The sequence below is a fragment of the Saccharopolyspora thermophila genome (genome assembly GCF_014646075.1).
Classification (GTDB): domain Bacteria; phylum Actinomycetota; class Actinomycetes; order Mycobacteriales; family Pseudonocardiaceae; genus Saccharopolyspora; species Saccharopolyspora thermophila.
The window spans coordinates 166,191-188,278 of sequence record NZ_BMMT01000010.1 but is presented as its reverse complement, the minus strand read 5'-3'; the positions used below and the strand labels follow the sequence as shown (position 1 = coordinate 188,278).

Genomic DNA, 22,088 nt, shown 5'->3' with positions numbered 1-22,088 from the left:
TTGAGGCGTGTGAGCGCTGCCAGTTGGCGATGGACTCGCGTGCCTATGCCGAGGGCGGGGTGTTCGTGCCCAGCGAGCACCACATCGCTGTCTTCCACGAGTGGGTCAAACACCAACTCGGCGAGCAGCAGCGGTAGCGGTCACGAGTCCCGATGCGTCCGCTACCCACTACGGGGCGCATCTGCGGCCGGGTGGCGGGTCTGGACGACAGGCCCGCCACCCGGTGGTCCGGATCCGCCGAACTCCAACCATCCGTGGCATTTCCACGAAATCTGGTGACGCACCGGCGCAGTCCGCCGCCCGACACCACCTGAGCGCACCGGGAGGTGCACGATAAGCACGTTCACCGGGACCGTGGCGTGGAAGCCCGGTGTTTCAGGGCCGGGAGGAAACGCGTCGACCTTGGTGGCGACGCGCCCGGCGGTGATCTGCACAACCTTCTCCCTCGTGATCGCCTAAAGTGATCATCGTGAGGACGGCGTACAAGGTTCGGGCTTACCCGACCCCCGATCAGGCGGCCCAGCGTCGCCGCACGATCGGGTGCGTACGCCTGGTGTGGAACAGGATGACGTTGGATCCGCGCGGACTGGCAACCGTCGGCCGGGACGCCGAATGCCTGGCCCTGTCCCGTGCGGTGCGCTGGCACTGCCAGCAGCGCGTCCTGCTCACGGCAAAAGCACCGTCGTGTTCCGCTGAACTCGCACCCGAGGTCTTTGGCCTCTTCTGTCGCGGAGCGTCGCGGGGAGACCATTTTTGGTGGCCATGCATGCGCGGCGCGCAAACCAGTTCTTTGCGACGATCGATCGAGGGTTGTGATCGAAGTGCCCAAGTACCTGGTGCAGGCGACCTACACCGCCGAGGGCCTCAAGGGGGTGCGCGAGAAAGGCGGCACGGCACGCGTGGAGGCCGTGCGCGACGCGATCAACAAGCTCGGCGGCGAGGTGGAGTCGCTCTACTTCGCTTTCGGCGACTACGACGTCTACCTCATCGTGGACCTTCCGGACAACGTCTCGGCGGCGTCGTTCGGTTTGGCGGTCAGCGGTTCCGGTGCCGTTCGCACGGACACTGTCGTCCTGATGACTCCCGCCGAGGTCGACGAGGCGGTGTCGAAGGAATTCGACTACCGGGCACCCGGAAGCTGAGCCCAAAGAGCACCGTCACCGAGACTCCGCGCGGCCCCCACTGACCGGGATGGCCGCTGTTCGCCACAGGTCCACCGAGCCGGAGCACGCTCAGACGCCCCAAGTTTGTCTACTGAGGATCATCCCCAACTTTCGGCAAAGTTGGGTGCCTCGCTCCGACAAGCGTGGGTGTGTCGGTCCGGCTCTGGGATGCTGCCGGCCGACGGATCGCGTTCACCACCTTCACCGACGGGGCACCGGTCGTGGCGAACCACATCGACGCCGCGGTCAACCGACGAAACATCCCCGAGTAACCCTGAAGTGCATGCGGGTGGTCACCACGGGATCTGCGGAATGTGCGGCATGGGCGGTACGTACCGGGTGGGCGGTGGGCCGGGCTCTCCGGCGACGAGCCGGAGCACCACCGCTCCCTCCTGCACACTCGCCAGCTGCATGGCAAGCACGCCCGTTTCCCTTTCTGGTGGAGCCTGCTCGCCGCCGCACGAGGATCCGCCACCACCGCTGTAGAACCTGAGTGTGCAGCCGTCCGTCAGCTTCCCGGAACCGCTGTCGCCTTCGGCTGAGGCCGTTGTGAAGCGCAGCCCGGTGGAATCGACCTCGGTCACGGACAGCAGCGTGATCCCGCCGCCCTGGCCGGTCAGCCGGATGTCGACCGGTCCGGACACCACGACCTCGCAGTTGCCGTCGGCGCAGGCATCGAAGTTCGTGCCGTCGGCGGCGATCGGCGCGGCATCCGTCGCGCTCGCCGGAGCCTCGCCAGTGCCCTGCGGGTTTCCCAATCCGGCCCCGGTGCTGCCCGAGTTGCTGCAACTTGCCACGGCCATCGCGGTGACAAGCGCGCAGGCGGCGGCCCGGGCGGTGCGCATACCCGCCTGCCCTGCACGTCCTGGAATCCGGTCATGCGCCATGTCGCCCACCCTTCGCCGTGCGTCCACGGACCCAAGATTAGGACGAGCGTCCACGGCCCAAGATCGGGACGACAGGTTTAGGACATGCCCCGGCCGCGTGGCCAGGCACCCGCATGCCGAGCTCCTGCCCGACGGGTCAAGCGTCGCCGGGACATCCCCGAACGCGTGCGCGGTGGCGCGGGGTGCCCTCTGGGCGTACGGTCACGGTCAAGGCAGTTACCGATCACGTACCTCGCTGAAACGGAACTGTTCGCACCTCAGGACGCAGTGCTCACCGGCGCGACGCGGGTTCGGTGGGGCTGCGGGAGCGAGGAGGTGTTGGCCGTGAACGGGCCCCATGCGACCTGGCTGACTCGGGAAGCTTTCGACCGGTTGAAGCGCGAGTTGAACCGGCTCATCGCGAACCGACCGACCATCGCTGCGGAGATCAGCGCGCGCCGCGAGGAGGGCGATCTGCGCGAGAACGATGCATACCGCGCGATCCGGGAGGAGCAGGTCAAGGAGGAGGGGCGCATTCGTCAGCTCCAGCAGTTGCTGCGTGACGCCAGGATCGAGGAGCGTCCGCGAGGCGGCGGCGTCGCCGAGCCGGGAATGGTGCTGACGGTCGCCTACGAGGACGCGGCCGAAACGGAGACGTTCCTGCTGGCCACACGCGCGGCCGGTGCCCACGAGGAGATCGAGGTGTATTCGCCGGAGTCACCGCTGGGGCATGCACTGCTCGGGGCCCGGGAGGGCGACACGCGCGTGTACGAGTTGCCTCGTGGGGGAACGATGCGGGTGACGCTGGTCAAGGCTGAGCCTTACCGAGGGTGAGCCGGCGCCGCACAGCCTCGGCGAACCGAACGATCATTGTCCGGGAGCTCCCGCTGGGACGCGCGGAGCCGACCCGCGCGGCCTGGCGGGGCGCTGAACCGCACGTGGCCGTGACGCACCAGCGGTCCCGCAGGGACCCGTTGGTGGCGTTCGCGACGCCGTCGCAGCCGCCATCCGGGCTCAGCGGAGGACGTCACCGCCGGAGAGGACGATCGATTCGCCGGTGATGAATGCCGCGTCGGGGCCCGCAAGCAGCAGAACCCATCGTGCGATCTCCTCGGGTGTGCCGACGCGGCCCAAACGGGATGGACGCCGCGGCGGCAGCCATTCGTCGGCGCGCGTGCTGCGGGTTCAGCCGGGGCCGTGGCCCTGTGCCCGCCGATCGGTCGCGGGAAGTCCGCGAGCGCCGTCTTCGGTCGGTGGTCGGGTAGCCGTCGCGGTCGGTTGCCCAGGTGTCCCGGGGCCGCTCCCTACGCGCAGCAGCGGTGAGCGGCCGGGGTCCTCATACCAGTCAGTCAGCTACTCGGCTGAGCCCACGTCCGTTCGAACCTGACGCGTGGTCCCCGACCAGGTCCGATGACACGTCAAGGCTGGCGGGCGCCGTTGCCGGTGGCGCGCCGGGCACGGTCTCGTCGTTGCACCTCGGCGAAGAACCTCGCCATGTCCGCCTGCCCGCGCAGGACCCGGGCGACCTCCGGAGGCACGTTCTGGGCCGCGCGTTCGAGCTCGTCGGCCATGCGCTCCAGCAGCGCGACACGTTCGGCGGGGTGGTGTGTGGCTGAACACCGGCGCATGAGGTCACGCACGCGCAGCACGCGCGACTCCGGATACCGCTCGAAGGACATGTCAGCAACGCCCATGCGCACGCCGTCCTTTCTGGATATGGCCCGGTGAGACCCAGCCGAGTAATACCGCACACTGCGGTCCGGGGCAGCGCGGCTGCGCCCGCGAATCGATCAGAACAGTCGTCGTGCACCCGCCGCGAGCGGCATCAGTGCAGCTTGCGAAGGCCCTGACCCCCGACGGGGCGGAATTTCGCCAACCAGTGCGCGCGGCGCCGGAGCGACGTGCACTTACCGGACTCCTGCGTCCACGACCTGAGTCACCGTCGAACGGTGCGCAGGAGCGGACCACGCAACTCCTGAACCGGCGGTGGCAGGGGTGTCTTTCTGTCGATTTGACAGGAAGGGATATAGTCGGGGGCATGCCAGACGCATCCTGGTCGCCTCCGGAGATCTTGGTCGCGGTCGATCTCGTCATCTTGACGCTGCGGTCTTCGAAGCTCCACGTCCTTCTCGTGGAGCGGGGTGTCGAGCCCTACGAGGGCGATCCAGCTTTGCCTGGGGGGTTTCTCAATAACGTCGAGGAGGGCATCCTGGCTGCCGCCCACCGCGAGTTGCGGGAGGAGGCCGACCTCGATGCGTCGCGTCTGCACCTGGAGCAGTTGGGCGCGTACGGGGAACCTGGTCGTGATCCGCGTGGCCGGGTCGTCTCCGTGGCGTATCTCGCGATCGCCCCGGGCCTTCCTGAGCCGGTCGCGGGTACCGACGCGGCAGGTGCGTTCTGGACCCCGGTCGAAGAAGTTCTGTCCGGGCGTCTGAAATTGGCTTTCGACCATCAGCAGATCGTCGCCGACGGGGTGGAGCGAGCTCGGGCGAAGCTGGAGCATTCGGCGCTTGCGGCTGCGTTCTGCGCTGAGACCTTCACGATCGCTGAGCTGCAGAAGGTGTACGAGGCGGTGTGGGGCGTCCAACTTGATCCACGCAACTTCTACCGAAAGGTTCAAGGAGTACCCGGCTTCATCGTTCCGGCGGGGGCGGAGCGCAGAACGACGAAAGGGCGGCCCGCACGCCTGTTCCGGGCCGGCCCGCGGACGGTGCTGCACCCACCGTTGGTCCGACCTGACACACCGATGACGAACGAGGTGGATCAATGACGAGAGACCTGGTGGTGATGCTCACCGCTCTCAATCTCGAGTACGAAGCCGTCCGGAGTAATGTGGTCGACCCGCAGATCCACGTTCATGAGCGGGGTACGCGGTTCGAGGTCGGCACGGTGCAGGGCACCGAGTGCCGCGTAGCGCTGGGACTGACCGGCAAGGGAAACCAGTCCGCAGCGGTCCTGGCGGAACGGGCGATCCAGCAGTTCTCGCCAGTGGCTGTGCTGTTCGTTGGCGTGGCCGGTGCGTTGTGGGACGCAACTCCGCTCGGTGATGTCGTGGTGGCCACCCATGTCTACGCGTATCACGGTGGTACCAGCGAAGACGACGGACTGAAGGCACGTCCCCGGGCTTGGGAAGCGGCACACGAGTTGCATCAGCTCGCCTCCCACCTTGCCCGGGTCGGCGATTGGACACACAGCGTGCCGTCCGGCACCCGTGTGCCGAAAGTTCACTTTGGTGCCATAGCTGCTGGCGAAATCGTGCAGAACTCCCGCATCTCGTACGAAGCGAACTGGATCCGGAACCACTACAACGATGCGCTGGCGATCGAGATGGAGGGTGCTGGCGTGGCGCAGGCCGGTCACCTGAACGGCTCGCCGGTCGCCATCGTGCGTGGCATCAGCGATCGGGCCGACGGGACCAAAACGACCTGCCAGGATAATTCCTGGCAGCCGCGTGCTGCGGCGAACGCGGCGGCCTTTGCCGTCCGGCTCGCTGAAGAACTGATCAAGGAACGGGAGCCCACGGCTATGCGTGAGCACAACGACGCGAGTAACGACAGGACTGTCAGCAACATCAACTACGGTCAGACCGCTATTCAAGCCGGCACCGTCACCGGTAGCACCGTGTGGATGGGAGTCGCATCGCCGACTTCGGCTGCGCCTGATCTCGCGGCGGAACTGGCCGCGATCCGCGGGCACCTGATGCGCGAACGTACCGCTGGTAACGTTGACGATGCCACCTATGCGGCGGCGGAGGCCGAACTCGACATCGCAAGCAAGGCCCTGAAGGATGATGCTCCGGAGAGCAAGGGCACTTTCGTTCTGGCGCTCAAGCGGTTACGAGGACTGATCGCCGATGTGGCAGACGTGGCGTCGAGAATCGCGACGCTGATCGCGGCAGCGAACGGATTGTCATGAGCGAGCGCGACGCTGCAACGACCAACACAGCCGGACCCGGGGCTACCGTCGGTATCCAGGCCGAAGAAGTGCACAACTCCACGGTGTACCAAGTGCTTCCGGACGCGCCACCGCACCAGAAATACGCCTTGGGCGTGCGCTTCTTGGAAGATGGCCTGCCCACCCAGGCCCGCAAGCACATCGCAGAAGCGATCGCCCATGAATACGACAACGCCGAGGTGCGGTTCCACTGGATGCTGGCCATGCTCAGCAAACGCTCACACCGCGACCTCACCCCTGCGGAACGTGCGCAGCTGGAAGACCAGGCGAACGTCCTGCACAAGTACCCCGATAACGAGTGGAAGCGCGCGCTGGAGGCAATCTGCGAGCTGCTGGACTCCCAGCTGGGCGCCCAGGACGACCCAGCGCTGGCGCTCGAGAAGCTGCACGCGTTGCCATCGCGTCAGCGCGATAAGATCATTCGCCACCTCGACCTCGTCCTCACCGGAGGCGTGAAAGACGGCCTGTGGGCCGAGGCTCGTCAAGCGGCTGAGGACGCCAGACTCAGCGCAGACCGCCTCGACCGGGTGTGGGCGTACTTCGAACTCGACCCGATCCGTCCACGGGCTCGGAAACCCGCCGAAGAAGCCACCACTTTCGCCGACCGGCTTCGGGCCGTGCTCTGGTCCTGCCTGTTCGCGGTGGCTGTCGGGCATCTCGGTTGGCTCGTCGTGGTGCACGCGAGCCCGCTGCCCATCCTCGCCTACCTTGTCGCGCTTGTCGCTGGCTACGTCGGCGCACGCAACGGGCTGGAATGGCGTTACCGAACAGAACGGCTGCACGCCAAAGATCGGGACTACTTCGGCCACAGCCAGATCAACCGAGCCCCAGAGGGTGGATTCGCCAACCGAGTCGACCACTCGTTCACCTACTACTTCACCAAGTACGCTCCGAAAGGGGCGAATCGTGACGCGTGGCTCGCTGAGACAGCCGGCATCCGCAACACCCTGCGCGACGAGATCGTCGAGCTGTACCGGGAGGAGAGGGTCAAGATCGGCCAGGTCAACTGGTTGATCCGCTACTTGGCCAGAGATGTCAGAGACCGCTGGGAGGCGGGTACGCTATTGGAGTACCGGGAGCGGTACCGGACCCGACCGTCCACCAAGTTGTGGTGCTTCCTCTCGCTCGCAGCACTGATCGCCGCAACAGTCAAGGTCATCGACGCTGCTGCGCAGGAAGACCTCCTGGCCGCAGTGATCGCCACGCTCGTCGCTCTGCTGAGCGGGCGGTTCGCCACGATGCAATGGCTGCAGATCGCCTCCGAGCGTCGGCGGTTCGCCGACGAGTACCGGGAACATGACGAACAATTAGAATTGCGGCACGCGGAATACCTGTGCTGGAAGAATAAACTTGATTCCACGCGCCCGTCTGAGGGTGAGATGGAGACCTGGCTGACGTGCGACAAGACCATGATCCTCGACGTGGCCTTACGGCACTACCGGTTGGCCTGGCGTGACATCATCGCTCATGCCTTCCTGCAGACGCCCGCGAGGTACTACAAAAGAGCGCGGGTGAGCGGCGGTCCGTGGCGATACTCGAAATACGACATCCGGCTGTTCTTGATCACGCATGATGGCGTTCGCGAGGTCGCCACCGAGCTCGACTTCGAGCGCGGCTCGCGTAACGGCGAGGAACGCAACAACTTCCGTTTCGACGCGGTCTCTTCGGTCCACGTGGCCAGCACCGGCGGGTCCAGCTACACCTTGGAGCTGACCCTCATGAACGGGCCGACCAGGAACATCCGAGTCATCGACCTGAACATGGAGGCGTCCGACCCCGCCGAAGACACCTCGGAGTTCATCCGGATAAACCTGGACTCAGCAGGGTTCGCGCACACCCTGCACATTCTCGAGGGGATCGCTGCGGAAGGGAAAAACTGGATCGACCGCACCCCCCACGTCATCGGCAACTCCCGCGATCTTCTCACCGGTGTCGATTGGGGCAGTCGCGAGCAGGCGCTGTGACGTCTCGTGGTGTCTAATCGGCTTGGCGTGGGCCTCGATCGGCCCGCGAGCGCTACCGCGCGAGCCGTGCGGGTAGGGAGATGTAGTCGGCGAGGGCTTGTTGGCCGGTGATGTTGGCGTGGATGCCGTCGCCGGTGTCGTAGTGCGGGTGGATGCTGTTCGGCATGAGCGGATCGTTGAGGACCTGGTCGAAGTTGATCACCGTGTGTAGCAGACGCCGCCGCAGTCGTTGCCGCGCCTGACGTAGGTGGAGACGGCGTGGCGGCGGAGCTCGTGGTGGAGGCGATGCCCGCGTTGGCCACTGCGAGCTGCTCGCCGGGTGGTAGTTCGGCGGCGATACGGCGCCCGAGGTCGTCCAGCCAGCGGCGGTTGGTGCCCAGTTCGGTGCAGCCGGGACCGCAGACGGTGCTGCCGACGCCGTCGACGACCGAGCTGCCGAACCCGATGATCGTTCCCCACAGCGCGGGGTTTCGCACGTCGACGGCGCTGACCAGGTACGTGGCGTTCGTCGTCCGGGTGTACGCGGCGCCGGACGGATCGGCCGTGCGATCACCGGCACCGGGAGGTGTCACGTGGTCTGTGCTGGGCCCACCGGGAGAACCCTGAGCCGTCCCGATCAAGATCTTTTTCAGGTCGCCAGGCGGCGCAGAGTGATCAGGACGTGGCCGGTCTCCTCATCGATTCGGCGTCCCTGCTCGGTGAAACCCATGCGGTCGTAGAAGCGCCGGGCCCGCGTGTTCCCCTCGTAGACCTCCAACGTGACCGTGCCGTGCAGGTTCACGGCGTGCTGGACGAGCGTCCGGCCGATGCCGCGCCCCTGTTCCTCCGGCGTGACGAAAAGCCCGCCGATCTCGGAGCCGAGCAGGCCGAGCAATCCCACGACGCGCCCCGAGATCTCGGCGACCCAGTTGTCCGCTTCGACCAGGTACACCTCACGGAGCTTCCGGGCGCGTTCCCCTTCGCCCTCTCCTTCGATGAACGGATGCGCGAGCTTGGAGGCCCGCGACCACAGGTCCACCACCGCCGCTTCGTCCGATGTGCGGTAGTTTCGGATGATCATTTTTTGATCCACTTGGCCGACGATAAGCACCGCCCTCCGACGGGGCAACCGATTTCCTGCACCGCATCGCCCAGCTGCACCGGTTCCGGTGCCTGCGCGTTCGCGGGGGAGGGTGTGAAACGACAGCCGCCATGCCGTCTTCAGCATCATCTGCTGGCGCGCGTCACCGGGCGTGCAACAATGCCTTTCCCCAGCTTGGTGAACTCACCGGTCGGCCGATTACTCCGGGCCACCGGTGGCCACCGGATGTCCGCGCGGGGGCGAAAGTCCTCTTTGTCTCGCCGGTGTCGGGGTCTACTGTGGGGGGTGCGGTGCAGGAGAGCCATCAGCGAGTCCTTTTCGCCGGTCGCTCTGGGGGAAAGCTCCCACTTTGGCCGCATCGGCACGTGTTCCGGGAGCGCGCTGGTGCTGTTGTTCGAACAGCACGACTTCTGAACCCGAGATCCACTGGGACCATGTGCACCCGACTGGGATGACGAGGGATTACCATGAAGATCAGCACAATCTTCAGCGGTCGGCGCACCAACTGGGGCGGCTGGGACGATGACTGGAATGGTTGGGGTCGTTGGGGCCGCTTCGGGCGCTGGTGGGGACGCTGGGGCTGCTGGGGTCGCGGCAGGTGGGGCGGCTGGGGCTGCTGACGTAGTTCCTGGTGGAAACCTCATCTGATCAGCCACTGTGCTCAGCCAGAAGTACAGCGTTCTTCCACGGTAGCTCCCACCTGCGAAAGGGCGGGAGCTACCGTGCTGTGGGCCTGAGTCGAACAGTATCCGGGCGACTGCGCGCTCGTCGAAGGTCACGAGCATTGAACAGTCCAGAGTGGACATCAAGCCGTGCTGGCCGATCGCGGCCGCCATCAGCCCCGGCGGTCGACCGCAGCCCGTGGCCACACGTGAACCGGGCCAAGTGCATGTGAGTCGCTGTGAAATCCGTCGACGCAGCAGAGAGGGGCGCCATGACGAACGGGCCTGGTGATTCCTCGGTACCAGAAGTGACGGATCGCGGCGTCAGGCCGTCGTCGGGTTCGGCTGCGAAACAACCATCGCCACAGGAGGAGATCGTCGAGTTCTTTCGCAGGGAGAACCGTTCGATCTTTCGACTGAGCTGGTGGCGGAACACCCGCCGGTGACACTCGTGCTGATCGCGGCCGGGCTGGCGCGGGGGTGAGCGATGCCGAGCTTCGGGAACCTCCTGACGCTGACGATCATCGCCTTGCTGGCGCCCGTGTTGCTCGGGCTGGTACCGCGGCTGCGGATTCCGTCGGTGGTGCTGGAGATCGTGGCCGGGGTGATCGTCGGGCCATCGGTGCTGGGTCTGGTGAGCGTGGATCAGGCGGTGCAGGTCGTCGCGTTGCTGGGGCTGGCGTTCCTGCTGTTCCTCGCGGGGCTGGAGGTCGACCCTCAGCGCCTGCGCGGGGCGTTGCTGCGGGTGGCCTTGATCGGCTACGTGGTGAGCTTGGCGATCGGATTGGCGGCGGGCTTCTCGTTCGGCGCGGCAGGCTGGGTGCGTGACCCGATGCTGATCGCGGTGGCGTTGTCCGCGACGTCGCTTGGTCTGGTTGTTCCCGTGCTCAAGGACGCCGGGCGCGCGGACCACGCGCTCGGGCAAACGACGATCGCAGCGTCCTCCGTGGCTGATTTCGCCGCGGTGGTCCTGCTGTCGTTACTTTTCTCCGTGTCCGGCGGCAGCACCGGGGGACGACTCGTATCGCTGATCGTCTTCGCCGCGTTCGTGGCCGCCATCGGGACCGCGGTGGCCTTGGCAGGGCGGTCGATGCGTTTGGGGGATCTTTTCCTGCGATTACAGGACACCACCGCGGAGATCCGGGTTCGTGCGGCGGTCGTGCTGCTCGTGGCCTTCGTCGTGCTCGCCGAAGGATTCGGTCTCGAGAGCATCCTGGGCGCGTTCCTGGCCGGTGCGGTCGTGGGCTTCGTCGATCGCGACTCGGCTACGCATCCGCATTTCCGGACGAAGCTGGAGGCGATCGGATACGGGTTCCTGATCCCGGTGTTCTTCGTCGCCAGCGGTGTGCAGCTCGATCTCGGCGGGTTGATCGCGACGCCGCCGGCGTTGCTGCGAGTCCCGCTGTTCCTGCTCGCGCTGCTGCTCGTGCGCGGGTTTCCAGCACTGCTTTTTCAGCGCTCGCTGGGCACAAGGGACTCGGTCGCGGTGGGGCTGCTGCAGGCCACGTCGCTGCCGTTCCTGGTTGCCGCAACGCAGATCGGCACCGCACTCGGCCTGATGACTGCGGTGACTGGGGCGGCGCTGGTATGCGCGGGTCTCCTGTCGGTTCTGCTGTTCCCGCCAGCCGCCCTCGTCCTGCTGCGCAAGCCGGTGCCAGGCGAGCGCCGCGGAGGCACGGCGGACACCACGTGAGAGCTCGGCCCGGCAGTGCACATGTGGCGGTCCGGGGTTGGGAACGGGCCTTTCGGGTGCCGGGCGACGGCCTGCGGTCCACCATGAGGGGTGTCGGGTCAGCGGAGGGGGGAGAAGGGGATGGCGGACACGAGCCGCAAGGCGGTTGTGGCGGGGTTCGACGTGACCGAGGGGGCCCGCCGGGCGGTGCGGTGGGCGGCGCACGAGGCGTCCAGCCGGTGTCGACCGCTGCTGCTTGTGCATGTGCTGACCTGGCCGTTCGAGGAGCACATCCCGATCCGTGTGCCAGGCGAAGGCGACGTGGCCGAACCCCTGCAGCGCATCCTGCGGCAGGAGCTCGAGGAACTGGTCGAACGCTGTTATGAGATCGACGCCGATCTCGATGTGCGCGGTGAGATGCCGTTCGGCGACCCCGCCGAGGTGCTGGGCGAGTTGGCCATGGACGCTGAGTTGCTGGTGCTCGGTGGTCCCCAGATCGGCGCGGAGTTCGATCTGTTGGGGGCGACGGCCGCCGAGTTGCTGGCGAAGCGTGGCGGGGCACCGGTCGTGGTCGTGCGCGGCGAGCGCGAGCTGCCGGATTCGGCGCCGGTCGTGGTCGGCGTGGACGGCTCGGAGGCGAGCAGGCTGGCGATCGCTTTTGCTTTCGACTTCGCCTCCCGGCACGGCAACGAGCTGGTGGCGGTGCACGCCTGGAGCGACCTGCCGCTGGACCCCTTCGCCCGCGTGCAGCAGTGGGAGCTGCCCTGGTCCGAGGTGCGCGACGAGGCCGAGGAGGTGCTCGCGGAATCCGTCGCCGGCTGGGGCGAGCGGTATCCCGATGTCGCCGTTCGGCGTGTGGTGACACCGGAGAAACCCGCGCAGGCGCTGCTGCGCGAAGCGAAGACCGCAGGCCTGCTGGTGGTGGGCAGCCGCGGGCGCGGCCGGGTCCGCCGTGCCCTGCTCGGTTCGGTCAGCCACAAGGTCGTCAACCGCGCAGCCTGCCCGGTCGCGGTACTACGCGCCGGTTGATCGGTCGCTTCCCGCCGGGGAGCGGACGACGGCCACCGGGCACTGGGCGTGGTGCAGCACTCCCGCCGCGACCGAGCCGAGGAACAGACCGCCGAAGTCACCGCGGCCGCGGTGGCCCACGACGAGCAGCCGCGCGTCGCGGGCGGCATCGGTGAGCGCCGCCACGGGGTGTCCCCGCTGCACCACCTCACGCGTTCGGACCCGTGGGTACTGGTCGCGGAGTGCTGCTGCCTGTTGGGCGAGCGAGTTGCTGATCTTCTGCTCCACGCGTTCCCGGTCGTACGGTGTCAGCGGCACGGTCAGCAGACCTTCTTCGTGCCACACCTGCATCACGACCAGGTCCGCACCGAGCCTGTCGGCCGATGCGTAGGCGAAGTGCAGCGCCTCCTGGCTGCACGGCGAGCCGTCCACTCCGGCGACAACCGGCCCGACGGTGGTGGGAACACCGCGGCGAATCACGACCACCGGGCAGTCCGCGTGGGTGGCCACCGCGGTGCTCACCCCGCCCAGCAGGGCGTTGGCGAAGCCGCCATGGCCCCGCGCACCGAGTACCACCAGCTGTGCCTGACCGCTGCGACGCACCAGCACCTCGACGGGGTGTCCCTCGGCGACCTCGGTGGTCACCGGAAGCTGCGGCAGGCTCGCGTGGCATTTCGCCGCGGTTCTGCGCGCGGTGTTCTCGGCGTAGTCCGACCTGGCCGGATCGTCGTTGACGATCAGCACGTGCAGTGGTGCGTGCCGACGGTTCGCCTCAGCGGCGGCCCACTCGGCCGCGTGCAGGGAACTGTCTGAGCCGTCGACGCCCACGACGACCGGTCGGTCCGTGCCTGACATGGTGCGCTCCTCAGCCTGGAGTCAGCACCACGTGGTTACCCGGCCCGGCGCGCCAGGATGCGGAGCTGGTCGGCCTGGCGGTGGTCGCGGGCCTCAGCGCACCGGTTGGATGCGGACCGCGGTGACCTTGTACTCGGGGCAGCCGGTGGCGGTGTCGGTGTGCGGGGAGGTGAGGTCGTTGACGGCCGCGTCCGGGAAGTGGAAGCCGGCGAAGACCTGGCCTGGCGCGACGTCGCGGCTGAGGTGGGCGGTCAGGGCGGCCCGGCCCCAGCGGCTGGTGACGGTCACGTCCGCGCCGTCGGCCACGCCGAGCCGGGCTGCGTCGCTGGGGTGGAGGTCGAGGGTTTCCGCGGGCCGGAGTTCGAGATCCGGGGTGCGACGGGTCATCGAGCCGGTGTTGTAGTGGACAAGGCGCCGTCCGGTGACCAGCACGTGGGGGAAGTCGGCGTTGGGGCGTTCGCCGGGCGGGAGGTAGGGGCGGGCGGCGAGTGCTGCCCGGCCGTCCGGCGTGGCGAAGTGGTCGAGGTAGAGCACCGCTTCCCCGGGCCGGTCGGGTGCGCGGCAGGGCCAGTGCAGCGGTCCTTCGCGGTCGAGTCGCTGGTGCGACAGGCCGGCGTAGACCGGTGTCAGGGCGGCGCATTCATCCAGGGCGTCGGCGGGGGTGGGGCAGCCGAGGTCGGCGCCCAGGGCGTGGGCGAGGCGGTGCAGCACGTCGAAGTCGGGGGCGGCCTGCCCCGGCGGGTCCAGGGCCGGGCGGACGCGTTGGAAGCGGCGGTCGAAGTTGACGAAGGTGCCGTCCTTCTCCAGAAACGACGCGGCGGGCAGCACCACGTCGGCGTGCTCGGCGGTGGCCGAGCGGAACAGGTCGTGGCAGATCACGAAGTCGCATGACCGCAGGGCCGCGCGGACGTGGGGCGTGTTGGGGTCGCTGGCGGCGATGTCCTCGCCGATCACGTACAGCGCACGCACGTCTCCCGCAACGGCCGCGTCGAACATCTGCGGGATGCGCAGGCCGGGGCGATGCGGCACCGGGCTGTTCCAGGCGTGGGCGAACCGCGCCCGGATCTCGGGGTCGGTGACCGGCTGGTAGCCGGGCAGCAGGTCCGGTAACGCGCCCATGTCCGAGGCGCCCTGGACGTTGTTCTGGCCGCGCAGCGGGAGGATGCCACAGCATCCCGGGGTGCCGACCGAGCCGCGCAGGATGGCGAGGTTGGCCAGGGTGCGGACACCGTCGGTGCCGTGCATGTGCTCGGTGACCCCGAGCCCGTAGACGATCACCGGTTGCCGGGCGCTGCCGAACAGACGGGCGGCGGCCAGCAGGTCCTCGGCCGTGATCTCGGCGATCGCCGCGACCTGCTCCGGTCGGTACTCGTGCAGCAGCGCCGCCAGTTCGGCGAAACCCGTGGTGCGGTCGCGGCCCTGGTCCTGTACGGCGAACTGCACCGGCACCTGCTCGCCGCCGGTCGCGTCCACGTCTACGCGACCTACCAGCTGCGCAAACGCGGTGTCGATGTCGCGGTGGCGGCGTGGTCGCTGGTGCTGTCCGGGACTGTCGCGACGATCGTGCTCCTGGTGCTCGGTACCGCTGCCCTGGGGGTCACCGGGCAGGTACCGCCGCTCGTTGCCGGGGGGCTCGCCGCAGGTGTTGCGGTGGGGGCCTCGGGAGCGTGGGAAGTGGTGACCCGGCCCTCGGCGCTGCACCGTTTCCTGCGAGTCGGGACGGCGCTCGGGCGGCGCCTTCCGGTCTTCTGCCGCACCTGCCGCCGGACGTGGGCGGTTGATCCGGACAGGACCGCGCGTCGCGTGGCGGACCGGGTGCGGCTGCTCCGCCCGAGCGCATCGCAGTGGGCGGTCATCGGGACGCTGGCGGCGTTGAGCTGGCTGCTGGACTTCCTGAGCCTGTCGCTGAGCGTGGTGGCTCTCGGGCACCCGGTGCCGTGGTCGACGATCGTGGTGGGGTTCCTGGCCGTGCAGGGCGCCATCGCCCTGCAGGTCTTCCCGGGCGGTGCCGGCCTCGCGGAGGCCGGACTGCTGGGCGCCCTGATCACCTCGGGGATTCCGGTGTCGTCGGCGCTGGCGATCGTCCTCGTCTACCGGACCATCAACTGGCTGGGCCTGGCGGCGTTGGGCTGGGTCGTCTACGCCGTCCAGATCCATCTCGCCCCGTTCCACGAGCACCGGCACGGGTCGGGCTCGTCGGCCGTCGAACTCGCGGTCCCGAAATCCGGGTCGCAGCGGGCGGCCGCCGAACCGGTGACCAATTTCCCTGATCCGAACGGCGCGTAGCACCCAGGCTGGAACACGTGGAAGGTGTTGTGCCAGCCGGTGCGCGCTGGCTCGTCCACGCGCTGGGGCTGAGGCCGAACCCGCTGCGGCGTCGCCTGGACCGGGTCGTCGCAGCGGCTGTGCTCGGCATGCTCGTCGTGGCGGTGAGCGTCGTGCCGATGGTGGCGCTGTCCTGGGGCACCGCGGCCTACGAGGCGGATCGCCATGCGGCCGAGCGCGCCGCAGCCACCCGGTATCGCGTGGACGCGGTCGTGATCGAGGAACCCACCACGGTCGTGCTGGCGGTCAACCCGGAGGTGTCGAGCACCACCCACCGCGCCCCCGTCCAATGGACGGGCACGGACGGGGCACCTCGGGCGGCGAACGTCGAGGTTCCGCCCGGCACCACGGTGGGGAGCCGGATTCCGTTGTGGATCGACGACGCCGACCGCGTGACGACCGCTCCGCTCAGCGAGGGCCAGGTGCGCACGTCGGCCGTCGCGCTCGCGTTCGGCGTCTTCCTCACGGGCGAGGCGCTGTGCGCCGCGGGAATCGCCGGGGTCCTCGCCGCCGCGAACGCGCGCGCTGATCGCGCATGGCACCGGGAGTGGGAGATCGTCGAACCGAAGTGGACTCGGCACGGCGGCTGAGCCCGCGGTGGCGGTGAGCGGAACCAGGCACATGGCATCCAGGACGTCGCGCACACGACCATGGCGCAACCGAAGCGGCGGTGACAGCCGGCGGCACCCGCATCTCGCCGAAGCACGACCTGCGCCGGGTGGTCCCGGTGCGTTCCACCACCTCGCGATCCGCGAGGTGGTGGAGCAGCTGCACACCGACCCGAGCAGTGGGCTGACCGAGGAGGAAGCCGCCCGGCGTAGGGACCAGGTGGGCCCCAACATGCTGCCCACGCCTGGTTCGGTCGGTCCGGTGGGCCGGTTGCTGCGGCAGCTGCGCAGCCCCTTGGTCTCCGTGCTGTTGGTGGCGGGAGCGGTGACGCTGGCGGTCGGTGAAGGGGTCGACGCCAGCGTGATCTTCGGCGTGGTCGTGGTGAACATGGTCATCGGCTTCGTGCAGGAGTCGAAGGCGGAGTCCGCGCTGGAGGCGCTGCGGACGATGGTGCGCACCGAAGCGCGGGTGGTGCGCGGTGGCCAGAAGCGGACCGTGTCCGCCGAGGATCTGGCCACCCCGCTGACCCGGAAGATCGCGTGGTTCAGCAAGGTCCTGACCGTCGTGATCCTGGCGCTGGCGCTCGTCGCGTTCGGCACCGGCGTGGTGCGGGGGCAGGACTGGGCCGAGATGTTCACCGCCGCGGTCGCGTTGGCCGTCGGTGCCATCCCCGAGGGGCTGCCAGCCGCGGTGACGATCACGCTGGCCATCGGCGTGGTCCGCATGGCCCGGCGGCGGGCGGTGATCCGGCACCTGCCCGCGGTCGAGACGCTGGGCAGCACAACGGTGATCGGAACCGACAAGACCGGCACGCTCACCGAGAACCAGATGACCGTGCGGTCGGTGTGGACGCCGGACGGTCGCTTCGAGGTCACCGGCTCCGGCTGTGCCCTGCAGGGCGCGACCCTCGGTCCGACCGGCAGTGCGGCGCTGCGCTGGTGCCTGCTCGCCGGAGCGGCGTGCAACGACGCCGCGCTCGTCGACCGGGACGGCCGGCCTGCGGTGGTCGGAGATCCCACGGAAGGCGCCCTGCTCGTCGTCGCCCGCAAAGCCGAGGGGATCGTGCCCGCGGACATCGCGGAGACGCTGCCGCGGGTCGCCACGATCCCGTTCAGCTCGGACCGGGCGTTCATGGCGACCTTGCACGACGTGCCCGGACACGGGCGCGTCGTGTTGGCCAAGGGGGCGGTGGAACGGCTCCTCGCCCTGTGCGGCGCCGAGATGGCGTCCGACGGCGCACGACGCCCCCTTGATCGGTGTGCCGTGCTGGCCGCGGCTGAGGAGTTGGCCGGTGCCGGGCTGCGCGTCCTGGCCACGGCCATGAGACCGGTTCGCGACGACGAGCCCTTCGAGGCGGCGTCGTTGGACGCGCTCGTCCTCACCGGTCTGCACGTCATGTTCGATCCGCCGCGCCCGGATGCGGCGGAGGCGGTGCGCGCCTGCCGCGAAGCCGGAATTCAGGTCAAGATGATCACCGGCGATCACGTTGCCACCGCGGTGGCGATCGCGGCGCGCCTCGGGTTCCTCGAGGACCGCCGACCCGGCGACGCGTTGACCGGCGCGGACCTCGCGGCCCTGCCGCAGGAGGAATGGCCGGAGGCGGCCAGCCACGCATCGGTGTTCGCGCGCGTGTCACCGGAGCAGAAGCTGCGACTGGTGGAGGCGTTCCAGTCGCGCGGCGACGTCGTGGCGATGACCGGTGACGGCGTCAACGACGCCCCGGCGCTGCGTCGGGCCGACATCGGAGTGGCGATGGGGCGCAGCGGGACCGAAGCCGCCAAGGAATCGGCCGACATGGTGCTCACCGACGACGACTTCGCCACGATCGAAGCCGCCGTCGAGGAAGGCCGCGGCGTGTTCGACAACCTCACCAAGTTCATCGTGTGGACGCTGCCGACGAACCTGGGCGAGGGGTTGGTCATCCTCGCGGCGATCGTGCTCGGCTCGACCCTGCCGATCCTGCACGCAGATCCTGTGGATCAACATGACCACCGCCGTCGCGCTCGGACTCATGCTGACCTTCGAGCCCAAGGAGGCGGGCAGCATGCAACGGCCACCCCGCGACCCGCGCGAACCGCTGCTCACCGGTGCCCTCGTGCAGCGCATCCTGCTGGTCTCGGTGCTGCTGGTCGGTGGCGCGTGGTGGCTGTTCAGCTGGGAACTGGCAGCCGGTGCCGACCTTGCCGAGGCACGCACCGCCGCGGTCAACCTCTTCGTCGCGATCGAGCTGGTGTACCTGTTCAGCTGCCGGTCCCTGACCCGGCCGATGTGGCGCCTCGGACCGTTCAGCAACCGGTGGCTGCTCACCAGCGTGGTCACCCAGGCGGCCGGGCAGCTCGCGATCACCTACCTGCCGGCCTGCAACGGGCTGTTCCACACCGTGCCGATCGGAGGCGACGTGTGGCTGCGGATCGTGGGGATCTCGGTCCTGGCCTGCCTGGTCATCGCCCTCGACAAGCACCTGCGAGCTCGGCACGGCCGCCCGAGGACGCCCACACTTCGCCCGGCTGGCAGCGAGAGGAGGGGAGCGGATGTCTGACACCGGTCGTGCGGAAGCGACGGGAGAGGCCGGCGCCAACGGGCGCAGCAGGTTGCCACGCCGGGTTTACGAGCGCGAACTCCGGAGACTCCAGGCGGAGCTGGTGAAACTGCAGGAGTGGGTTCGGGTCGAGGGCGCGCGGCTCGCGGTGGTGTTCGAGGGACGTGACGCGGCGGGCAAGGGGAGCACGATCAGGCGGGTGACCGAGTACCTCAATCCGCGAGTGGCGCGGATCGTGGCGCTTCCGGCGCCGTCGGAGCGGGAGCGTTCGCAGTGGTACTTCCAGCGCTACGTCGAACACCTGCCCGCGGCCGGGGAGATCGTGCTGTTCGACCGCAGCTGGTACAACCGCGCGGGCGTCGAGTACGTGATGGGTTGGTGCACCGACGAGGAACGGCAGCGGTTCCTGCCGCAGTGCCCGGTGTTCGAGCGCCTGCTCGTCGAGGACGGTGTGCTGCTGCGCAAGTACTGGTTCTCGATCAGCCAGGCCGAGCAGGAGCGGCGGCTGCGCAAGCGAATCGACGATCCGATGCGCCGGTGGAAGCTGTCCACCGTCGACCTGGAGTCGGTGTCCAGGTGGCAGGAGTATTCGCGCGCCAGGGACGACATGCTGGCCGCGACCGACACGGCGGAGGCACCGTGGTACCTCGTGGAAAGCGAGGACAAGCGGCGGGGGCGGATCAACATGATCGCGCACCTGCTGTCGAGCACGCCCTTCTGCGACGTGCCGCGCCCCAGGGTGGAACTGCCCGCACGACCGCCGCCCGGCGGCTACCAGCGGCCACCTCGCGAGAACTACACCTACGTGCCTGATCACGCGGCTTCGCTGTGACCCCGTGCGCACGGGGCAGGTGCACCAAGCGCCGCTGCACGGGCCGTGGGCAGACCCGGACGCAAACCACTGCGACCATGAGAGGTGTGCGGATGAGCACCAGCAGGGGAACGCCGCCGACGTGCTTCGTCCTGCCGGACAGCATCGGAATCACGCAGAGCCATTGCGCGGTGGTGGTGTTCGTCGGTGACCGCGCGTACAAGGTGAAGAAACCGGTCGACTTTGGCTTCCTGGACTTCAGCACCGTGGCGGCCAGGGAACGGGCGTGCCGGGCCGAGCTGGAGCTCAACCGCCGATGGGCACCCGACGTCTACCTCGATCTCGCCCAGGTCCTCGACGGGCGCGGCGTGACCTGCGACTGGCTCGTGGTGATGCGCCGCATGCCCGCCTCGCGCCGCCTGTCGACACTGATCGAGCAGGGCGCGGACGTGCGCCGTGACGTGGAGAAGCTGGCGCGGCTGGTCGCCTCCTTCCACAGCACCGCCCGGCGCGGCCCGGAGATCGACCGCGCTGGTGGCCTTTCCGCACTGCGCAGGCGGTGGGTGGACAACTTCGCCGGAACCGAGCCGTTCGTGGGAACGACGATCGATCGCGCGGAGTTCGACGAGGTGGTTGGGCTGGTCCTGCGGTACCTGGACGGCCGGGCGCCGCTGTTCGACGAGCGCGTCCAGCGGGGCTGCGTCGTCGACGGGCACGGAGATCTGCTCGCTGACGACATCTTCTGCCTGCCCGACGGGCCGCGGGTGCTGGACTGCCTGGAGTTCGACGACGCGCTGCGGTACGTCGACGGTCTTGACGATGCCGCGTTCCTGGCCATGGACCTCGAACGTCTCGGTGCCGCCGATCTGGCGCGGGACTTCCTGGCCTGGTACCGCAGGTTCTCCGACGACCCCGGTGTCATCTCGCTGGCGCACCACTACGTGGCATACCGGGCGTTCGTCCGCGCCAAGGTCGCGTGCCTGCGGCACACCCAAGGCGTGCCCGAAGCGGCCGCGCAAGCCCGGACGTTGATCACCATGGCGCGGCAGCACCTGCGCACCGGGCAGGTCAGGCTGGTCCTGGTGGGCGGCCTGCAGGGCACCGGCAAGACGACCCTGGCCGGTGCCCTGGCCGACCGCATGGGAGCGGTCCTGCTGCGCACCGACCAGATCCGCCGGGAACTGCCCGGTGCCGCAGGGCTGGCCGCCCACGCCGGGTACGGCCGCGGTCTGTACGACAGCAGCAACGTCCATGACACCTACCAGGAGATGCTGGAGCGCACGCGGACACTGCTCGCGCACGGCGAGAGCGTGGTGCTGGATGCGAGCTGGAGCAGCGCCGCGGAACGCGCATCGGCCAGGGTGGTGGCGGAAACCTTCGCCGTACCCAGCGAGCTGTGCTGCGAAGCACCAGCCGAGGTCATCGAGTCCCGCATCGCGTCCCGGGTCGGGGATGCCTCGGATGCCACGGTCGAGGTCGCTGCCCGGATGAGCCACCACTTCGCCCCCTGGCCGGAGGCCATCCGCATCGACACCTCCGGCCGCCCCGACACCGCGATCGCCGCGGCCGCGGAGGCGGTCGCCTGCGCTCAGGGACCGGTGCGTACCCGGTGACGCGGATTGGCGCGGGCGCCGACCGGGGTATCGCAGGTGTGACGGGGTTCGACAGTCGGCGAACCGGGAGGTGGGCGAGTCGTGCGGGGCGCGGGAACGAGGCCCGTCGTCGTGGGTATCGACGGATCCTCGGCGGCGCTGGAGGCCGCCCGGTGGGCCGCCGTCGAGGCCCGCAGGCGTGGCACCTGGCTCCGCCTGGTTTTCGCCGACGTCTTCGCACTGGTGTACATCCCGGACCTGCCCACCGTGCCGCTGCCACAGAGCTATGCCGAGGCCATGGCACGGCAGGGGCAGCAGTGGCTGCACCGCGCCGAGGAGGAGGCGATCGCCGCGTCCCCGGGCGTGGAGGTCGTGACCCACGTGCACCAAGGCGGTGCCATCCCGGTCCTCGTCGAGGAGTCGCGGCACGCGCAACTCGCCGTTGTCGGCAGCAGCGGCCTCGGCGGCTTCACCGGGCTGCTGGTGGGCTCGGTCGCGGTCGGTCTGTGCACGCACGGCCACTGCTCGGTCGCGGTGGTGCGTCAGCGATGGACCGTCCCCGCCGACGCCCCGGTCGTCGTCGGTGTGGACGATTCTCCGGACGAGGAAACCGTGCTGAGGACGGCATTCGAGGAGGCCGCGATGCGCGGTGTCGCGCTGGAGGCCGTGCACGCCTGGTACGCCGTGGGCACCGAGGAAGCCTGGTACCGCTTCCACCGCGATGGCCACGGGGCGGCGGTGCAGGCCGAAGAGGAACGCGTCCTCGCCGAGAAACTGGCGGGCTGGGGCGAGGAGTACCCCGCTGTCGAGGTGCGTCGGATCGTGGCGCACAACAAACCGGCGCGTGCGTTGCTCGACCACGCCCAGCACGCGCAGTTGGTGGTGGTGGGCTCCCGCGGACGCGGCCCTGTCTCCGGCCTGCTACTGGGATCGACGAGTCAGCAGCTGGTGCACCGCGCCCCGTGCCCACTCATCGTGGCGCGGTGA

22 protein-coding genes and 3 pseudogenes are annotated in these 22,088 nt (G+C 68.9%); 18 read left to right on the top strand and 7 right to left on the bottom strand.

What is annotated here, in order from left to right:
• The 4 genes and pseudogenes from IEY17_RS15750 to IEY17_RS15740 form a co-directional block, all read left to right on the top strand.
• On the top strand, positions 1–137 hold a 137-nt coding region (locus tag IEY17_RS15750), incomplete at its 5' end, for an SRPBCC family protein (RefSeq protein ID WP_308423999.1).
• 323 nt (positions 138–460) lie between these two features.
• Positions 461–556 (top strand): annotated as a pseudogene (locus IEY17_RS25845) (helix-turn-helix domain-containing protein); the annotation flags it as partial.
• A 12-nt stretch (positions 557–568) separates the two neighbouring features.
• Positions 569–696, top strand: a pseudogene (purU, locus tag IEY17_RS25490) (formyltetrahydrofolate deformylase); the annotation flags it as partial.
• Between the two features lie 116 nt (positions 697–812).
• The gene (locus IEY17_RS15740; RefSeq protein WP_229680204.1) at positions 813–1,142 is read left to right on the top strand and encodes a GYD domain-containing protein; all 330 of its coding nucleotides are present in this window, start codon (positions 813–815) and stop codon (positions 1,140–1,142) included.
• A 314-nt stretch (positions 1,143–1,456) separates the two neighbouring features.
• Here IEY17_RS15740 and IEY17_RS15735 read toward each other — a convergent pair whose 3' ends face one another.
• A complete protein-coding gene (locus tag IEY17_RS15735; RefSeq protein WP_229680203.1) occupies positions 1,457–2,050 on the bottom strand; it encodes a hypothetical protein in 594 nt (197 codons plus the stop codon).
• 324 nt (positions 2,051–2,374) lie between these two features.
• On the opposite strand from IEY17_RS15735, the gene greA reads away from it, so the two are divergent.
• Positions 2,375–2,863, top strand: coding sequence for a transcription elongation factor GreA (gene greA / locus IEY17_RS15730; protein ID WP_229680202.1), 489 nt, complete (start codon positions 2,375–2,377; stop codon positions 2,861–2,863).
• A 180-nt stretch (positions 2,864–3,043) separates the two neighbouring features.
• Here greA and IEY17_RS26115 read toward each other — a convergent pair whose 3' ends face one another.
• Together IEY17_RS26115 and IEY17_RS15720 are read right to left on the bottom strand one after the other, a co-directional pair.
• Positions 3,044–3,163, bottom strand: a complete 120-nt coding sequence (locus IEY17_RS26115) for an SDR family oxidoreductase (RefSeq protein WP_373289890.1) — start codon at positions 3,161–3,163, stop codon at positions 3,044–3,046.
• A 284-nt stretch (positions 3,164–3,447) separates the two neighbouring features.
• Positions 3,448–3,723 (bottom strand): hypothetical protein, encoded by a 276-nt coding sequence (locus IEY17_RS15720; RefSeq protein WP_188988371.1) that lies wholly within the window; start codon positions 3,721–3,723, stop codon positions 3,448–3,450.
• 344 nt (positions 3,724–4,067) lie between these two features.
• Between IEY17_RS15720 and IEY17_RS15715 the strand changes: the two genes are divergently transcribed.
• From IEY17_RS15715 to IEY17_RS15705, 3 genes are read left to right on the top strand one after another with little or no spacing between them, the layout of a single operon-like run.
• Positions 4,068–4,799 carry an NUDIX hydrolase gene (locus IEY17_RS15715; RefSeq protein WP_188988369.1) on the top strand — a complete coding sequence of 244 codons (732 nt, stop codon included), beginning with the start codon at positions 4,068–4,070 and terminating at the stop codon, positions 4,797–4,799.
• On the top strand, positions 4,796–5,944 hold the full coding sequence (locus tag IEY17_RS15710; protein WP_188988367.1) for a 5'-methylthioadenosine/S-adenosylhomocysteine nucleosidase family protein: 1,149 nt from the start codon (positions 4,796–4,798) through the stop codon (positions 5,942–5,944). Before IEY17_RS15715 ends, IEY17_RS15710 begins: the two co-directional genes overlap by 4 nt.
• Positions 5,941–7,947 (top strand): hypothetical protein, encoded by a 2,007-nt coding sequence (locus tag IEY17_RS15705; RefSeq protein WP_188988365.1) that lies wholly within the window; start codon positions 5,941–5,943, stop codon positions 7,945–7,947. The genes IEY17_RS15710 and IEY17_RS15705 overlap by 4 nt, the downstream gene beginning before the upstream one ends.
• A 52-nt stretch (positions 7,948–7,999) precedes the next feature.
• Here the strand turns inward: IEY17_RS15705 and IEY17_RS15700 are convergent, their stop codons facing one another.
• Together IEY17_RS15700 and IEY17_RS15695 are read right to left on the bottom strand one after the other, a co-directional pair.
• Positions 8,000–8,149, bottom strand: coding sequence for an SGNH/GDSL hydrolase family protein (locus IEY17_RS15700; protein WP_188988362.1), 150 nt, complete (start codon positions 8,147–8,149; stop codon positions 8,000–8,002).
• 426 nt (positions 8,150–8,575) lie between these two features.
• On the bottom strand, positions 8,576–9,157 hold the full coding sequence (locus tag IEY17_RS15695; protein WP_229680201.1) for a GNAT family N-acetyltransferase: 582 nt from the start codon (positions 9,155–9,157) through the stop codon (positions 8,576–8,578).
• Between the two features lie 338 nt (positions 9,158–9,495).
• Here IEY17_RS15695 and IEY17_RS15690 point away from each other — a divergent pair, with 338 nt between their 5' ends.
• The 3 genes from IEY17_RS15690 to IEY17_RS15680 all read left to right on the top strand — a co-directional run bounded on the left by IEY17_RS15690 (position 9,496) and on the right by IEY17_RS15680 (position 12,391).
• On the top strand, positions 9,496–9,648 hold the full coding sequence (locus IEY17_RS15690) for a hypothetical protein (protein WP_188988358.1): 153 nt from the start codon (positions 9,496–9,498) through the stop codon (positions 9,646–9,648).
• 529 nt (positions 9,649–10,177) lie between these two features.
• A complete protein-coding gene (locus tag IEY17_RS15685; RefSeq protein ID WP_188988356.1) occupies positions 10,178–11,383 on the top strand; it encodes a cation:proton antiporter in 1,206 nt (401 codons plus the stop codon).
• A 120-nt stretch (positions 11,384–11,503) separates the two neighbouring features.
• Positions 11,504–12,391: a universal stress protein gene (locus tag IEY17_RS15680; protein ID WP_188988354.1), complete on the top strand. Its 888-nt coding sequence runs from the start codon at positions 11,504–11,506 to the stop codon at positions 12,389–12,391.
• Here the strand turns inward: IEY17_RS15680 and IEY17_RS15675 are convergent.
• A complete protein-coding gene (locus tag IEY17_RS15675; RefSeq protein WP_188988352.1) occupies positions 12,377–13,225 on the bottom strand; it encodes a universal stress protein in 849 nt (282 codons plus the stop codon). The two genes, IEY17_RS15680 and IEY17_RS15675, sit on opposite strands and share 15 nt — an antisense overlap.
• A gap of 93 nt (positions 13,226–13,318) precedes the next feature.
• Positions 13,319–14,668 (bottom strand): molybdopterin oxidoreductase family protein, encoded by a 1,350-nt coding sequence (locus IEY17_RS15670; protein ID WP_229680200.1) that lies wholly within the window; start codon positions 14,666–14,668, stop codon positions 13,319–13,321.
• Here IEY17_RS15670 and IEY17_RS25485 point away from each other — a divergent pair.
• The 7 genes and pseudogenes from IEY17_RS25485 (at position 14,597) to IEY17_RS15645 (ending at position 22,088) form a co-directional block, all read left to right on the top strand.
• A complete protein-coding gene (locus IEY17_RS25485; RefSeq protein WP_229680199.1) occupies positions 14,597–15,511 on the top strand; it encodes a lysylphosphatidylglycerol synthase transmembrane domain-containing protein in 915 nt (304 codons plus the stop codon). The genes IEY17_RS15670 and IEY17_RS25485 overlap by 72 nt on opposite strands.
• 17 nt (positions 15,512–15,528) lie before the next feature.
• Positions 15,529–16,140: an Rv1733c family protein gene (locus IEY17_RS15665; RefSeq protein ID WP_188988350.1), complete on the top strand. Its 612-nt coding sequence runs from the start codon at positions 15,529–15,531 to the stop codon at positions 16,138–16,140.
• A gap of 31 nt (positions 16,141–16,171) precedes the next feature.
• A pseudogene (locus tag IEY17_RS15660) lies at positions 16,172–18,061 on the top strand (cation-translocating P-type ATPase); the annotation flags it as partial.
• Between the two features lie 82 nt (positions 18,062–18,143).
• Positions 18,144–18,698, top strand: a complete 555-nt coding sequence (locus IEY17_RS25480) for a cation transporting ATPase C-terminal domain-containing protein (RefSeq protein ID WP_308423998.1) — start codon at positions 18,144–18,146, stop codon at positions 18,696–18,698.
• The gene (ppk2, locus tag IEY17_RS15655) at positions 18,691–19,530 is read left to right on the top strand and encodes a polyphosphate kinase 2 (protein WP_188988348.1); all 840 of its coding nucleotides are present in this window, start codon (positions 18,691–18,693) and stop codon (positions 19,528–19,530) included. The genes IEY17_RS25480 and ppk2 overlap by 8 nt, the downstream gene beginning before the upstream one ends.
• A gap of 92 nt (positions 19,531–19,622) precedes the next feature.
• Positions 19,623–21,122: a bifunctional aminoglycoside phosphotransferase/ATP-binding protein gene (locus IEY17_RS15650; RefSeq protein ID WP_229680198.1), complete on the top strand. Its 1,500-nt coding sequence runs from the start codon at positions 19,623–19,625 to the stop codon at positions 21,120–21,122.
• A 111-nt stretch (positions 21,123–21,233) separates the two neighbouring features.
• Positions 21,234–22,088, top strand: coding sequence for a universal stress protein (locus tag IEY17_RS15645; protein WP_229680197.1), 855 nt, complete (start codon positions 21,234–21,236; stop codon positions 22,086–22,088).

Coding starts and splice junctions, on each gene's coding strand:
- IEY17_RS15735 (WP_229680203.1), bottom strand. CDS start 2,050: ATGGCGCATGACCGGATTCCAGGACGTGCAGGGCAGGCGGGTATGCGC.
- IEY17_RS15720 (WP_188988371.1), bottom strand. CDS start 3,723: ATGGGCGTTGCTGACATGTCCTTCGAGCGGTATCCGGAGTCGCGCGTG.
- IEY17_RS15715 (WP_188988369.1), top strand. CDS start 4,068: ATGCCAGACGCATCCTGGTCGCCTCCGGAGATCTTGGTCGCGGTCGAT.
- IEY17_RS15710 (WP_188988367.1), top strand. CDS start 4,796: ATGACGAGAGACCTGGTGGTGATGCTCACCGCTCTCAATCTCGAGTAC.
- IEY17_RS15705 (WP_188988365.1), top strand. CDS start 5,941: ATGAGCGAGCGCGACGCTGCAACGACCAACACAGCCGGACCCGGGGCT.
- IEY17_RS15695 (WP_229680201.1), bottom strand. CDS start 9,157: ATGATGCTGAAGACGGCATGGCGGCTGTCGTTTCACACCCTCCCCCGC.
- IEY17_RS15690 (WP_188988358.1), top strand. CDS start 9,496: ATGAAGATCAGCACAATCTTCAGCGGTCGGCGCACCAACTGGGGCGGC.
- IEY17_RS15685 (WP_188988356.1), top strand. CDS start 10,178: ATGCCGAGCTTCGGGAACCTCCTGACGCTGACGATCATCGCCTTGCTG.
- IEY17_RS15680 (WP_188988354.1), top strand. CDS start 11,504: ATGGCGGACACGAGCCGCAAGGCGGTTGTGGCGGGGTTCGACGTGACC.
- IEY17_RS15675 (WP_188988352.1), bottom strand. CDS start 13,225: ATGTCAGGCACGGACCGACCGGTCGTCGTGGGCGTCGACGGCTCAGAC.
- IEY17_RS25480 (WP_308423998.1), top strand. CDS start 18,144: ATGACCACCGCCGTCGCGCTCGGACTCATGCTGACCTTCGAGCCCAAG.
- ppk2 (WP_188988348.1), top strand. CDS start 18,691: ATGTCTGACACCGGTCGTGCGGAAGCGACGGGAGAGGCCGGCGCCAAC.
- IEY17_RS15650 (WP_229680198.1), top strand. CDS start 19,623: ATGAGCACCAGCAGGGGAACGCCGCCGACGTGCTTCGTCCTGCCGGAC.